Genomic DNA, 13874 nt, shown 5'->3' with positions numbered 1-13874 from the left:
CGCTCAGCGATAGGTCAGACCAAATCCGTACGGATAAAGCGTCCCTTGCCCAGTCTCGCCATAGCCCGGCGCGTCGGAATGCTGGCGTTCGACCGCTGCGCGTGACGCGGGCAGCGCGAACGGCAACCGCCCCGCCGGTGCCCGCCGCCCGGTCAGCACATCGATCTGCGCCGCGTCGCTCGCGCCAAAGCTCGCCAGGATCGCCCCGGTCCCGCGCAGCCCGCTTTCCGCATCCAGCACATAGGGCTGGCGGAAATAGATGTTGAGGATCACCCGGCGCGGGTCGCCGATCTCGCGGATCACCCCCTGAATATCGGCGAGCGAGGGATAGACCGACCAGCTCTGCGCCTGTGCCATTGCCGAGAAGGACAGCATCCCCGCCTCCCACGGAAAGCTGCCCCCGAAGATCAGATTGTCGTCGACACAGGCGCGCTTCGGATCAGCGTCGGGCGCGGCGCAGGGATCCTGTTCGCTCCAGCTTTGCTGACGCTTTCCGGTCGCGCGGTCGAGGATCGTCACCGACGGGTCGATCGCGCGGCGGCCGGTCTGCGCATCCTTGCTCGAATAGCGGCGGGCGGGGTTGTTGTTGACGCGGACGTTGATGACCGCGAACTGCGTCCCCTCCGGCACGCGCGGGCGCGCCTCGCCCTTGGCGGCGTCGTAATTGCCGTCGGTCGCGACGAAGCCGCGTTTGGTGAAGTCCGAGCCGGCAAAGCCCATCGTATAGATCCGGCTGTTCGCCGCGAGCGGCAGCACGGGTGCGCCATCGATCGCCTGATTCTGGAGCAGCACCAGCGAGCGGCGCTGCATCTCCAGCCCCAGTTCGCGGTTCGCCGCGGTGCCGATCGCGCCCGCCGCAGCATCGGCATCGACATAGGGATTTTCAAACAGGCCGAGCGCGAATTGCTCGGTCAGCAGCCGCTCCACCGCCGGGTTCAGGTCACGCGCCTCGTCCAGTGCGCCGGCGCGGACCAGATCGATGATCGTATCCTTGCTGCGAAACTCCGACAGCACATCGGTGCCAGCGCGGATCGCCAGCGCGGTGCGGTCGGCGACGGTGTAGTTGCGCCCGGTTACGGGGTTGATCCGGCTGTCCTCCAGCCCCCAGCCGCGTTCCTCGATGATCCCGCTGTCCGAGTTCACATAGCCCTTGAAGCCCAGCTCATCGCGCAGGATGCCGGTGACGATCTGTCGCGAAAAGGCCATGCCGATGCTCTCGACATCGCGCCGCTTGTGCCGTGCGTCCACCGGCACGCCATAATAGGGCATGATCGACCCCACCCCGGCGGCAATCGCGCGCTCGAACGGGCGGAGGTGATAGTCGAAACCATAGCGGCCGCTCGGGTCGGTGTAGAACTGATCCTTGCCGAAGCTGTAATGCGCATCGAGCCCGAGCTGTTGCGGGCCACCGCCCGGGAAGTGCTTGAGCGTCATGCTGACATGGGTGGCGGGGGAGAGCGCGAGGCCGTTCGCCTGCTTGGCGCCCTGAAGCCCTGCGACCAGCGATGACGCGATGTCCCCGACGAGGTCGGCATCCTCGCTGAACGTCTCGTGGAAGCGCGACCAACGCGGTTCGGTGCCGAGATCGGCCATATAGCCATACATGCCGCGCAGCCCGATCGCGCGCCATTCCTGCCCCATCACGCGGGTGAAGTCGCGAATGACGCCCATGTCGCCGCGCAACCCGGCAGGCGGCGCCCCGACATCGGCGCGCGGCGGCGCAGCAGCACCGAGCGCGGCGGCGGCGAGGCCCGCCTCCTTGGGGAATTCGGTAAAGGCCCCCGCCCCCTGCCCGATGCCGAAGGTCGGGCTGACCTCGACATGGTTGCGGGCATTATCCTTGAACAAAGCCGGGATGCCGAGCCGCGTCCCCTCACGCAATTCCTGCACCGCGTTGGTGAAGCGCGCCATCTGCTCGGGCGTCTGGCGATAGCCGCCGCGCAGGCGGAATCCGGTCAGCTTGACCGAGCAATCGGCGGGCTGGGTCGAGACGGTCGCGCGCAGGATGAAGCGGCTCATCTCCTCCTTCTCAATCAGCGCGCGCCCATCCGCCGTGACCGATCCGTCGCAATTGGGATTATGCGTCGCGATCAGCATCATCCCCGCCTTTTCAGCCAGCGTCATCCGCGCGACCAGATCGCGTGCGCGCAGCTCGGGCGCGATCCGCCAGTCCTCATAACGCTCAAGCGTGCCCAATGCGTTGAGGTCCTTGAACCGCAGCCCGGCGACCGTGAGGATCGGCTTGCCCCGCGCCGCGACCACCGGCTGCGTCGGCGCCTGCGCGGCGTCGCGCGTCACCGCGCACCCGCCCAACGCAGCGCCTGCCGCCAGGATTGAGGTAGCGAGGCGGAGCGTTCGGGTCGTGGGCATGGTCAGCGTCCTGTCATCATGGGGTCGGTGTCGAACGGTGCCTCACCAGTTCCACATGCTCCCGTCGGACAGCCGCGCGACCGGCAGATAGGCGGGCTTGTAGGGATATTTCGCCGCCAGCTCCTCATCGATGTCGACGCCGTGACCCGGCGTTTCGCCGCAGAACAGGTAGCCCTTGTCGAAGTGATAATCGTGCGGGAACACCGCATCGGTCTCTTCGGTGTGGCGCATATATTCCTGGATTCCGAAGTTCGGCACCCAGGTGTCGAAATGCAGCGCGGTGCCCATCGTCACCGGCGACAGGTCGGTCGCGCCGTGGCAGCCGGTCCGCACCTGATACAGCGACGCCAGATCGGCGATGCGGCGCAGATGCGTGACGCCGCCTGCCCCGACGATGGTGGTGCGGATATAGTCGATCAGCTGGTTCTGGATCAGATCCTTGGCGTCCCAGATCGTGTTGAAGATCTCGCCCACGGCCAGCGGCGTGACCGTGTGCTGACGGACCAGCTTGAATGCTTCCTGATTCTCCGCCGGGGTCACATCCTCCAGCCAGAACAGCTGATAGGGTTCGAGCATCTTGCCGAGATTGGCGGCTTCCTGCGGGGTGTAGCGGTGATGGCCGTCATGCAGCAGATGATGGTCGAAACCATAGGTCGCGCGCACCTTGTCGAACATCTTGGGGATGTAGTTCAGCGCCTTGCGCGTATCCCAGCCGGTGACCGAGGGGAGCGCGGCATCGGCGGGCTCGTAATACATCGTGCCACGCCCGACGCCGTACGCGTCCTTGATCCCCGGCACGCCGGTCTGCGCGCGGATCGCCTTGTAGCCCATGTCGATATACTGGCCGACCGCATCGACGGTTTCTTCGATGTCAGACCCGTTGGCATGACCATAGACCATCACCCCGTCCCGGCTGCGTCCGCCGAGCAGCTGGTAAAGCGGCATGTTCGCCATCTTTGCCTTGATGTCCCACAGCGCGACATCGACCGCGGCGATCGCGCGCATCGTCACCGGCCCGCGCCGCCAATAGGCGCCGCGATACAGATACTGCCAGATATCCTCGATCCGGCGCGGGTCCATGCCGATCAGGCACGGCGCGACATGATCCTGAAGGTAGGAGACGACCGACAATTCACGCCCGTTCAGCGTGGCGTCGCCGATGCCGTACACGCCCTGATCGGTCTCGATCTTCAGCGTCACGAAATTGCGTCCGGGGCAGGTCACGATGACCCGAGCGGCGGTGATCTTCATTTCAGGCTTAACTCCCCTCCGGTGCCCCATTCGGCATCGTCTTACAATCAATACTAGATTGGTCAGACATTGTATGGCAAGGGGCGATTTCACGAACATGGAGAGGGAAATGAACCCGCTGAACTTGCATCCCGACCGCCTGTTTCCGGCGGATGCGACCACACGGGACATCGCCCGCACGCTCTATGCGCAGGTCGCGAACCTCCCCATCATCAGCCCGCACGGTCATACCGACCCGATATGGTTTGCGGACGACCAGCCCTTCACCAACGCCGCCGAACTGCTGCTGACCCCCGACCATTATGTCCTGCGCATGCTCTACAGCCAGGGCGTGGCGATGGAGCAGATGGGCGTCACGCCACGCGGCGAACAACCGCAGGTAACCGCGCGCGAAGCATGGCGCACCTTTGCCGCGCATTATCATCTGTTCCGGGGCACACCGTCGCGGCTGTGGCTCGACTGGGTATTTGCCGAAGTGTTCGGGATGGAGCAGCGGCTCGACCCGAACAGCGCCGACGCCTATTTCGACGCGATCGGCGAGCAGCTGGCGCAGGACCATTTCCGTCCCCGCGCGCTGTTCGACCGGTTCGGGATCGAGGTGATCGCGACCACCGAATCGCCGCTTGACCCGCTCGACCATCATCGCAAGATCGCGGAGAGCGGCTGGTCGGGCCGGGTCATCACCGCCTATCGCCCCGATCCGGTGATCGACCCGGAGTTCGAAGGGTTTCGCGCCAATCTGCGCCGCCTCTCCGACCTGACCGGTGAGGATTGCTTCGGTTATGACGGCTATCTCGCCGCGCACCGCAATCGCCGCGCCTATTTCGCGGCGATGGGCGCGACCTCGACCGATCACGGCCACCCGACCGCAGCGACCGCCGACCTGAGCGATGCGGAGGCACGCGCGTTGTTCGACCGGGTGACCGGAGATTCCGTCAGCGCCGCCGACGCCGAGCTGTTCCGCGCGCACATGCTGACGGTCATGGCCGGGATGAGCATCGAGGACGGGCTGGTCATGCAGATCCACCCGGGATCGTTCCGCAATCACAATCCGGCGCTGTTCGCGCGCTTCGGTCGCGACAAGGGCGCGGACATCCCGGTGCAGACCGAATATGTCCGCGCGCTGCGCCCCCTGCTGTCGAAATATGGCAACGACCCGCGCCTGTCGATGATCGTCTTCACGCTCGACGAAACCAGCTATGCCCGCGAACTCGCGCCGCTCGCCGGCCATTATCCGGCGCTCAAGCTCGGCCCGGCGTGGTGGTTCCATGACAGCCCGGAAGGGATGCGCCGCTTCCGTGAGCAGGTGACGGAGACCGCCGGTTTCTACAACACCGTCGGGTTCAACGACGACACCCGCGCCTTCCTGTCGATCCCGGCGCGCCACGATGTCGCGCGCCGCGTCGATTGCGCGTTCCTTGCCCGGCTGGTCGCCGAACATCGCATGGAGGATTGGGAGGCCGCCGAACTGGCACAGGACCTGTCCTACAATCTCGCCAAGGCGGCGTACAAGCTGTGAGGCTGTCGCAAACGACCGCAGCGATGCTCCCCGACGCCGTGCGCCGGGTCGATTATGACCGCGACAGCGCGGCGCATCAGATCGTCCATCTCGGCATCGGCGCGTTCACCCGCGCGCATCAGGCGGTGCTGACCGAGGATGCGATTGCCGCCTCTGGCGACTTCTGGCGCATCATCGGCGTGTCGATGCGCAGCGCGAGCGTGCGCGACCAGCTTGCGCCACAGGACCATCTGTTCACCGTGACCAGCAAAGGCGAGGGCGCGCCGGTCACCCGGCTCGTCCGCTGTGTCGGCGACGCGATCGTCGCGCCCGAGCATCCCGACCGGGTGGTCGCGGCACTGGCCGATCCGCGCACGCAAGTCGTGACGCTGACCGTCACCGAAAAAGGCTATCACCTCGTCCCCGCCGACGCCGAACTCCCGGCGCTGCTTCGCGAAGATGCGGCGCGCGCGACCCCGCATACGATCTATGGCTATTTCGCGCAGGGACTGGAGCAGCGGCGCGCGAACGGGCTGGCGGGCCTGACGATCCTGAGTTGCGACAATCTCGCCGAAAACGGCACGCGGCTGCGTGAGATGCTGCTGCGGGTGCTGGCGGCGCGCGACCCGGCGCTGGCCGAGTGGTGCGCCGTTCACTGCACCTTCCCCAATTCGATGGTCGACCGGATCGTGCCTGCAAGCCAGCCCGCCGACCTCGATGCGGTGGAGGCCCGGATCGGCCTGCGCGACGAAGCCGCAGTGTTCACCGAACCGTTCCGGCAATGGGTGATCGAGGACAGCTTCGCCGGCCCGCGTCCCGCCTGGGACGCGGCCGGCGCGCAGATCGTCGCGGATGTGCGACCCTATGAGACCGCCAAGCTGCGGATGCTCAACGGCGCGCACTCGGCACTGGCCTATCTCGGCCTCGCCAACGGACTCGAACTGGTCAGCGAGGCAGTCGCCGACCCGGAGATCGGCCCGCTGGTCGTTCGCCTGATGCGCGACGAGGCCGCCGACAGCTTTACCCCGGCGCCCGAACAGGATCTGGCCGCCTATGCCGATTCGCTGATCGCACGCTTTGCCAACCCTGCCCTGCCGCACCGGCTGGCGCAGATCGCGATGGACGGGTCGCAGAAGATCCCGCAGCGCTGGCTGGCGACGCTCGCCGACCGGCAGGCGCGGGGCAAGGCATCGCCGGCGATCCTGCACGCGCTGGCGGCATGGATCGTCCATGTCCGCGGCGACACGCCGCATGTCAGCGATCCGCGCGCCCAACCGCTCGCCGCGCTGTGGCGCACGGCGGGGGCTGCGGGGATCGTCGCCGCGCTGCTCGATGGCGGCGGGCTGATGGCGTCGCCCTGGGTACCGACGGCCGAGGATCGCGCGGCGCTGGACCGCCACATCGCGGCACTGGGCTGAAACCAGCCTTTAGCAACAACTTACGGGGAGAGCGGGCGTGAACGAGCGGAGGCGCATGCCGATCATGGGGCTGCGGTGGTGGATCATCACGCTGGTGACGGTCGGCACGATCCTGAACTATCTGGCGCGATCGTCGCTGTCGGTCGCCGCGCCGACGCTGATGCAGGTGTTCGACATGAATACCCAGCAATATAGCTGGGTCGTCTTCTCGTTTCAGGCCGCCTACACCGTCATGCAGACGTTCAGCGGCGCGATCCTCGACTGGCTCGGCACGCGGGTCGGCTTTGCCATCTTCGTCGTGGGCTGGGGCGTCGCCAATATGTGCCACGCCTTTTCGACCGGCTGGTTCAGCCTCGCGTTCTGGCGCGGCCTGCTCGGCAGTTTCGAGGCGGCGGCGATCCCGGGCGGGCTCAAGGTCGTGTCCGAGTGGTTTCCCCCGCGTGAGCGCACCGTGGCGACCGGCGTGTTCAACATGGGGTCGTCGATCGGCAATATGATCGCCCCTGCACTGGTGGCGTTCTGCATCCTCTATTTCGGGTGGCAGTCGGCGTTTCTGATCACCGGCGGCCTCAGCCTGATCTTCGCGTTCGTGTGGTACTTCGTCTATCGCAGCCCAGAGCAGAGCAAGCGGCTGAGCCAGGCCGAGCTCGCGCATATCCAGATGGCGGGCGACGATGCCGGCGTGGTCGCGCGCCCCGCGCACTGGCGCGACGTGGTGCGAACGCGCGGCTTCTGGTCGATCGCGATTCCGCGTTTCTTCGCCGAACCGGCGTGGCAGACCTTCAACTTCTTCATCCCGCTCTATCTGGTTACGGTCTGGGACTTCAATCTCAAGGACCTGGCATTGTGGGCGTGGTTGCCCTTCCTTGCCGCGGACGCGGGGTCGCTGATCGGCGGACTGACAGCGCCGGCGCTGATCCGCTGGTTCGGGGTCGACCTTCTCACCTCGCGCAAACTGACCGTGACGATGGGCGCGGTGCTGATGATCGGGCCGGCCTGTATCGGGCTGGCGACGTCCCCAGCGGTCGCCATCGCGCTGTTCTGCGTCGGCGGCTTTGCGCACCAGATGCTGTCGGGCGCGCTGCTCACCTTGTCGGCCGACCTGTTCGACAAAAAGGCGGTCGGCACCGCCACCGGTATGGCCGGATCGATCGGCTGGATCGGCGGCGCGATCTTCACGCTGATCGTCGGCGGGCTGGCCGAAGTGATCGGCTATAGCCCATTGTTCGTCATGCTCGCCGCGTTCGACCTGATCGGCGTCGTCGTGCTGTGGGGATTGTTGCGGTCCGAAAAGCCCGTAGCGGCAGCCGAGTAAGGGAGCGCATGATGCCGATCGATCGCCGCACGCTGCTGACCGGGATGGCCGGTGCCGGTCTCGCCGGTGGGTGCGCCACGACCGGCGCGGGCACCCGCCCTGACCCGCGCGGGCGGCCCAACATCCTGTGGCTGGTGAGCGAGGACAATAACCCCTTCATCGGCGCCTATGGCGACGCGCTGGCGCACACGCCGCACATCGATGCGATGGCGCGCAGCGGGCTGCTGTACCGAAAGGTGTACGCCAATGCGCCTGTGTGTGCGCCATCGCGCTTCTGCCTGCTGACCGGCATCCACCCGGAGTCGAACGGCCCGGCGCATCACATGCGCGCCGATTCGACCCTGCCCGCCTTCATCAAGACCTATCCCCAGCATCTGCGCGCGGCGGGCTATTACTGCACCAACAACGAGAAGACCGACTACAACGCCACGGTCGATCCCAAGGCGATCTGGGACGATTCGAGCGCAACCGCGCACTACGGCAACCGGCCCGCGAACACGCCTTTCATGGCCGTGTTCAACTTTGAAACCACGCATGAATCCCGCCTGTTCGGCGTGACCGAGGGCCGGGTAAGGCCACAGGACGTGCGCGTGCCGTCCACCATGCCCGACAGCGACGCCGTCCGGCGCGACTATGCCAGCTATTACAACCTGATGGAGAAGATGGACGCGCAGGTCGGCGAAAAGCTCGCCGAACTGGAGCGCGCGGGCCTCGCCGAGGATACCATCGTCTTCTATTATTCAGACAATGGCGGGTGCCTGCCGTGGTCGAAGCGGCACTGCCGCGAAGAGGGGCTACGCTGCGCGCTGGTCGTGCATGTGCCCGCGAAATGGGCGGACTATGCCCCGGCGGCGATGGGCAGCGAGATCGCCGCGCCGGTCAGCTTCATCGACTTCGTCCCCACGCTGTTGTCGATCGCCGGCATCGCGCAGCCGGCCGAACTGCCCGGCACGCCATTCCTTGGCCGCACGATCGCGGCGCCGAAGCGGCTGGCGTTCGGGATGCGCAACCGCATGGACGAGCGCTATGATTTCGTGCGGACGGTATCGGACGGCAGCTACCGCTACATCCGCAATTACATGCCGCATCGCCCGATGGCGCAGGTCAACGCCTTCCCGCTGATGCTGCGCAGCTATCAGGACCTGTATCGGCGGCATCAGGCGGGGCAGCTCAACGCGGTGCAGGCGCGCTTCTTTGAGCCGCGGCCCTATGAGGAGCTGTACGACCTCATCGCCGATCCCGATCAGACCCGCAACCTCGCGGGCGACCCCGTGCAGCATCCGCGGATGCAGGCGTTCCGCGAGGCGCTCGACCGGCACATGCTGGCGATCACCGACAATGGCTTCATCCCCGAAGGATCGCCGCTTGAGGGCTATGAGGCAAGCCGTGCGCCGGGCGCCTATCCGCTGGCGCGGATCATGGCGCTGGCGGAGCGCGCCGCATCGGGCGATCCGGCAGGGCTGCCCGATCTGGTTGCCGGCCTCGCGTCGCCGAATGACGTAATGCGCTATTGGACGGCAACGGGGCTAGTGATCCTCAAGGCGCGCGCAGAACCGGCGCGCGCGGCGCTGATCGCGGCGCTCGATCGTGAAGCCTCGCCGCATGTTCGCGTCGTGCTGGCCGAGGCACTCACCCATGTCGGCGAAGGCCCGCGCGCACGCGACGCGTTTCGCCAGGCGCTGGCGTCGGGGTCGGACTCGGTCGCCCTTCAGGCGCTGAACGCGATGACTTATGTCGATCCGGCCTTCCGCCCGCTCGACGCGATTGCGCGCTGGGCGAAAGACCCCGGCTATCTCGGGCGCGCGACCCGCTACCTTCAGCGCGTTGCGGCGGGCGGGTTCGACCCGTCGGTGTCGCTGCTGCCACAGCGCGGGTAAGCGCGATCGGTCAGCGCGATGCAGCCGTCTCCGTCGCGATGCGTTACGCAGCCATGTCCGACACCTTGGAAACCCTGCACAAGAAAATGGAGGCCGCAGCGCTCGCGCTCGATTTCGAGGAAGCGAAGCGGCTGCGTGACCGTATCAGCCTGATGCGGGGCGGCGCGACTGCGGTTGAGGCGAAGGACGCCGATGTCGCAGGTCTGGTGCGACAGCAACCGGGCGCGATGGGCCTTGGCACAAGCCAGCAACGCATGACGCCGCCGCCCGGCTGGAAACCGCCGCCCAAACCCGATCCCATGACGAAGGGGAGCAATCGTCGTGGGCCGCGTAAACCCTGAGTCGCCTTAGCGCGCGGCGGCTTCTCCGAGCACATCCCGATACAATGCGAGGTACGCGTCCGCCATCCGATCGATGCTGAAGCGCTCGCTGACCGAGCGGCGAACCACGCTCCGGTCGATGTCGCCGACCGCATCGACAGCGGCATTCGCCTCATCGATCGTGTCCACAAGCATGCCGGTGACGCCATGTTCGATCAGTTCCGGCATCGAGCCGCGCCGAATCGCGATCACCGGGGTGCCACAGGCCATCGCCTCGATCACCGACAGGCCGAAGGGTTCGTCGAAATTGATCAGGTGGAGCAGCGCGCGGGCGCCGCCAAGCGCATGGATGCGGTCTGCTCCGCCGACGACACCGTGATAGCGGATCGACGGGCTGAGTGCCGGGATCACCTCGCGCGCATGGTAGCCCTCGTCCTGCACCACCCCGTACATGTCGAGGGTGCGGCCGCTCGCGCTCGCGACGGCGATGGCCTCCTTCGCGCCCTTGTCCGGATGGATTCGCCCGAAGAAGAGCAGGCCCTCGCCGCCCACCGGGTCGAACGCGAAGCTGTCGAGCGGGATGCCGTGGTGGATGGTCGCGGCATAGCGGAGCGCCGGGTGCCGATCGGCTTCGCTGATCGCGACATAGTGCACGCGATCCTGAAACGGCGCGTACATCGGCAGGATGCGGTCGGATGAGAAGCCATGGATCGTCGTGACGATCGGCGTATTCGTCAGCGGCGCGAAGGCGTGCGCCGGGAAATCCGCCTGATTATGGATGAGGTCGAACTGGTCCGCCCGCGCGAACAGATGCGACAAATGGCGAAATTCCCAGACCTTGGCATCGATCGACGGGTCTTCGTTATAGGATGCGGGTACGACGCCATCGAGCGTCGCGCTGGTCACGCTGTCGAGCGTCGCGAACAGGGTGACGTCGACCCCGCGCGCGACAAGCGCTTCGGTGAGCAGGCTGGTGACGAGCTCCCACGGACCATAATGCCGGGGCGGCGTGCGCCAGGCGATCGGCGCAAGCATGGCGATCCGCATATCAGTCGGCCTTTTCAAGACGCAGGATGAAGCCTTCATCGGGGGCGATGGACCCGTCCATCGCGCGCGCTGGATGCGTCGACGCCAGTTGCGCTGTCACCACGGCATCGTCGGGAAGGACTAGCGCGCGCCGCTGCGCACCCAGGTTCAGCACGATGAGCACCCATTCGCTGCCGTGACGGCGTTCATAGGCCAGAACATCCTCGTCCCCCGGCACCAGCGCCATACTTCCAATCGACAGCGCATCGCTGCTGCGCCGCAATGCCAGCAGGTCCTTGTAGAGCCTCAGCATCGATGACGGATCGTCGGCTTGCGTTGCCACATTGCGCGTTTGCCAGTCGGCGTTGAGCGGCAGCCATGGCTCGACCGAGCTGAACCCGGCATAGGGGGATCCGTCCCACGGCATCGGCGTGCGCGATCGATCGCGCCCGATGCCAAGCCCCGGCTGGCGCAGATCCTGAGGGTCGCGCACGCGTTCGGGCGGGATGGTGACTTCCCCGATTGCCAGCTCGTCGCCCTGATACAGCGTCGGCGTGCCGCGCAGGGTCAGCAGCATGACGGCAGCGACCCGTGCCTGAGCCTCGCCGATCCGCGCGGCGATACGAGGGGCGTCGTGGCTGCCGATTACCCAATTCGGCCAGCCGAACTCCGGCAGCGATGCCTCATAGTCCGCGATGACCTGGCGCAGAACAGCGGCATTCCATGGGTTTTCGATCAGTTGGAAGTTGAAGGGCAAATGGACCTGCGGGCGCGCGGGCGTCCCGTACCAACGGGCATGACGCGCGTTGGGCAGGAAGATTTCGCCGATCAGCACGCGCTCGCCATATCCGTCGGCGAGTGCACGCATCTGCGCGGAAAACGCATGCGCCTCAGGCTGATCGGTCGAGTGAAGCTGGATCACGCGGTCACGCTCGGACCGTTCGGGAGTCCAGGCGGGGTTGAGCGGATTGTCCTCGAACTGCTCCGACTTCACGATGTGCCACAGCACGTCGATCCGAAAGCCATCGACGCCGCGGTCCATCCAGAAACGCAGGACATCCATCATCGCCGCGCGCAGCTCCGCGTTGCGCCAGTTGAGGTCAGGCTGTTCCTTCAGGAAGGCGTGGAGATAATATTGGCCGGTCGCCGCGTCCCACTCCCACGCCGATCCGCCGAAATCGCTGATCCAGTTATTGGGTGGCCCACCATCGGGCGCAGCATCGCGCCAGATATACCAGTCACGCTTTGGATCATCGCGCGCGCGGCGGCTTTCGCGGAACCATGGGTGCTGATCCGAGCTGTGGTTGGGAACGAAGTCCAGGATCAGCTTCAACCGATGCGCATGGGCGGCGGCGAGCAGCCGGTCGAACGCGGCGAGGTCGCCGAACATCGGATCGACGCCGCAATAGTCCGCCACGTCATAGCCGAAGTCCGCCATGGGTGACGGGAAGATCGGCGACAGCCAGATCGCGTCCACACCCAGATCGGCGATATGCCCGATCCGACGCTCGATCCCGGCCAGATCGCCGATCCCGTCGCCGTCACTGTCCTGAAACGAGCGCGGATAGACCTGATAGATCGTGCCGCGTTTCCACCATGGTTCTGTAACGGGCATATCGCGCCAACTCCTGAACAGGGCATCTGGCTGCACGGTCCCGAAATTCAGACCGTTGCAGCCCTGCCCGACCCGTCCGCCCGCCGTCTCGCCCGATCAGATCAGCCGTTTGAGCTTCTCCAGCGCGACCTTCTGGTCCTCCTTATGGTCGATCGTCGCAACGAAGCGGCCTTCACCGTCCATCAGGAACACCGATGCGGTGTGGTCAATCGTATAGTCACCGCCCGCAACCGGCACCTTGGCGTAATAGACGCGATAGGCCTTGGCGATCTGTGCGATCTGCGCGTCGGTCCCGGTCAGGCCGATGATCGGTGTGCCGAACAGATCGAGATAGCCGCCGATGTCCTTGGCCTTGTCATGCTCGGGATCGACCGAGACGAAGACGATGTCGAACTTCTCCCCATCAGCGCCCATCTGCTTGCGCAGAGCCGCCATTCGGCTGAGCGTCGTCGGGCAGACATCGGGGCAGCGGGTGAAGCCGAAGAAGATCGCATAGGGACGGCCGCGCAGGGTCTGGTCGGTGACGGTGCGCCCGGTCTGGTCGACCATTTCGAACCTGCCGCCAAACGCGCTGGCATAGCTTTGCGCGGGCGAGAGCGCGGGTTCGCGCTCTCGCAGCAGATACAGCGCACCGCTGGTGATCGCCGCAATCGCGACGCCGACCCACAGCACGATCCGCAGCCGCGCCAGTCCCGACCTAGTGGTGTTTGTGGACATCGCCCGCCCCCGTGCCATGGCTGATCGCTTCGACCTTGAGCTGCACCGTCACCGCGCCCCCGCGCTGGAACCGCAAGGTCAGCGGCACGGTGGTGCCCAGCTTCAGCGGCGCTTTCAGCCCGATCAGCATGATGTGATAGCCGCCGGGCTTCAGCTCGAGCCGGCCGCGCGCCGGCACCGCCAGCCCGTCGGGCAGCGGACGCATCCGCATGATGCCGCCGTCCATCGACATGGTGTGGATCTCGACCCTGGCCGCCGCCGGGGAACTGCCGCCGACCAGCCGGTCGGCCTGGCCCCCGGAACTGGTAATAGTCATGAAGCCACCGCCATTCGCCTGACCCGGGGCGGTCTGGCGCGTCCACGCCGTGGCGATGGTGAGGTCGCCGCGTTTGACGCTTTGCGCGACGACCGGGGTGGCCGCGGCCAGCGCGAGTGCGCCGGCCACGAAAGTGCGGGAAATGTTCATG

The 13874-nt window shown here is 66.3% G+C and carries 11 protein-coding genes; 5 read left to right on the top strand and 6 right to left on the bottom strand.

Features of this window, described 5'->3' with window-relative positions:
* Positions 1-3: 3 nt before the first annotated feature.
* The gene (locus VGN66_RS09290) at positions 4-2370 is read right to left on the bottom strand and encodes a glycoside hydrolase family 3 protein (protein WP_327518515.1); all 2367 of its coding nucleotides are present in this window, start codon (positions 2368-2370) and stop codon (positions 4-6) included.
* A 42-nt stretch (positions 2371-2412) separates the two neighbouring features.
* On the bottom strand, positions 2413-3621 hold the full coding sequence (manD, locus tag VGN66_RS09285) for a D-mannonate dehydratase ManD (protein ID WP_327518514.1): 1209 nt from the start codon (positions 3619-3621) through the stop codon (positions 2413-2415).
* Positions 3622-3730: 109 nt separating this feature from the next.
* Here manD and uxaC point away from each other — a divergent pair, with 109 nt between their 5' ends.
* Genes uxaC through VGN66_RS09260 form a run of 5 tightly spaced genes read left to right on the top strand, consistent with a single transcriptional unit; the run spans position 3731 to position 10070 of the window.
* Entirely contained in the window at positions 3731-5140 is a 1410-nt protein-coding gene (gene uxaC / locus VGN66_RS09280; protein WP_327518513.1) for a glucuronate isomerase, read from the top strand.
* A complete protein-coding gene (locus tag VGN66_RS09275) occupies positions 5137-6537 on the top strand; it encodes a mannitol dehydrogenase family protein (RefSeq protein WP_327518512.1) in 1401 nt (466 codons plus the stop codon). Before uxaC ends, VGN66_RS09275 begins: the two co-directional genes overlap by 4 nt.
* Before the next feature lie 37 nt (positions 6538-6574).
* A complete protein-coding gene (locus VGN66_RS09270) occupies positions 6575-7852 on the top strand; it encodes an MFS transporter (protein ID WP_327518511.1) in 1278 nt (425 codons plus the stop codon).
* A gap of 11 nt (positions 7853-7863) precedes the next feature.
* Positions 7864-9729 (top strand): sulfatase-like hydrolase/transferase, encoded by a 1866-nt coding sequence (locus VGN66_RS09265; RefSeq protein ID WP_327518510.1) that lies wholly within the window; start codon positions 7864-7866, stop codon positions 9727-9729.
* A gap of 53 nt (positions 9730-9782) precedes the next feature.
* On the top strand, positions 9783-10070 hold the full coding sequence (locus VGN66_RS09260; protein ID WP_327518509.1) for a UvrB/UvrC motif-containing protein: 288 nt from the start codon (positions 9783-9785) through the stop codon (positions 10068-10070).
* 6 nt (positions 10071-10076) lie between these two features.
* Here the strand turns inward: VGN66_RS09260 and VGN66_RS09255 are convergent, their stop codons facing one another.
* From VGN66_RS09255 to VGN66_RS09240, 4 genes are all read right to left on the bottom strand, one after another.
* Complete coding sequence (locus VGN66_RS09255) at positions 10077-11096, bottom strand: glycosyltransferase family 4 protein (RefSeq protein WP_327518508.1); 1020 nt, start codon at positions 11094-11096, stop codon at positions 10077-10079.
* Position 11097: 1 nt separating this feature from the next.
* Positions 11098-12690, bottom strand: coding sequence for an alpha-amylase family glycosyl hydrolase (locus VGN66_RS09250; RefSeq protein ID WP_327518507.1), 1593 nt, complete (start codon positions 12688-12690; stop codon positions 11098-11100).
* A 96-nt stretch (positions 12691-12786) separates the two neighbouring features.
* Positions 12787-13407, bottom strand: coding sequence for an SCO family protein (locus VGN66_RS09245; protein WP_327518506.1), 621 nt, complete (start codon positions 13405-13407; stop codon positions 12787-12789).
* A complete protein-coding gene (locus VGN66_RS09240; protein ID WP_327518505.1) occupies positions 13388-13873 on the bottom strand; it encodes a copper chaperone PCu(A)C in 486 nt (161 codons plus the stop codon). The genes VGN66_RS09245 and VGN66_RS09240 overlap by 20 nt, the downstream gene beginning before the upstream one ends.
* Position 13874: the final 1 nt, after the last annotated feature.

It is taken from the genome of Sphingomonas sp., from assembly GCF_035998645.1.
Classification (GTDB): domain Bacteria; phylum Pseudomonadota; class Alphaproteobacteria; order Sphingomonadales; family Sphingomonadaceae; genus Sphingomonas.
Note: the sequence above shows the minus strand (reverse complement) of the source record. Positions and strands in the feature narration are given on the sequence as shown.

Excerpts from the sequence above, each read along its gene's own strand:
- uxaC (WP_327518513.1), top strand. The coding sequence starts at position 3,731 with ATGAACCCGCTGAACTTGCATCCCGACCGCCTGTTTCCGGCGGATGCG.
- manD (WP_327518514.1), bottom strand. The coding sequence starts at position 3,621 with ATGAAGATCACCGCCGCTCGGGTCATCGTGACCTGCCCCGGACGCAAT.
- VGN66_RS09240 (WP_327518505.1), bottom strand. The coding sequence starts at position 13,873 with ATGAACATTTCCCGCACTTTCGTGGCCGGCGCACTCGCGCTGGCCGCG.
- VGN66_RS09245 (WP_327518506.1), bottom strand. The coding sequence starts at position 13,407 with ATGTCCACAAACACCACTAGGTCGGGACTGGCGCGGCTGCGGATCGTG.
- VGN66_RS09250 (WP_327518507.1), bottom strand. The coding sequence starts at position 12,690 with ATGCCCGTTACAGAACCATGGTGGAAACGCGGCACGATCTATCAGGTC.
- VGN66_RS09260 (WP_327518509.1), top strand. The coding sequence starts at position 9,783 with ATGTCCGACACCTTGGAAACCCTGCACAAGAAAATGGAGGCCGCAGCG.
- VGN66_RS09255 (WP_327518508.1), bottom strand. The coding sequence starts at position 11,096 with ATGCGGATCGCCATGCTTGCGCCGATCGCCTGGCGCACGCCGCCCCGG.
- VGN66_RS09265 (WP_327518510.1), top strand. The coding sequence starts at position 7,864 with ATGCCGATCGATCGCCGCACGCTGCTGACCGGGATGGCCGGTGCCGGT.
- VGN66_RS09290 (WP_327518515.1), bottom strand. The coding sequence starts at position 2,370 with ATGCCCACGACCCGAACGCTCCGCCTCGCTACCTCAATCCTGGCGGCA.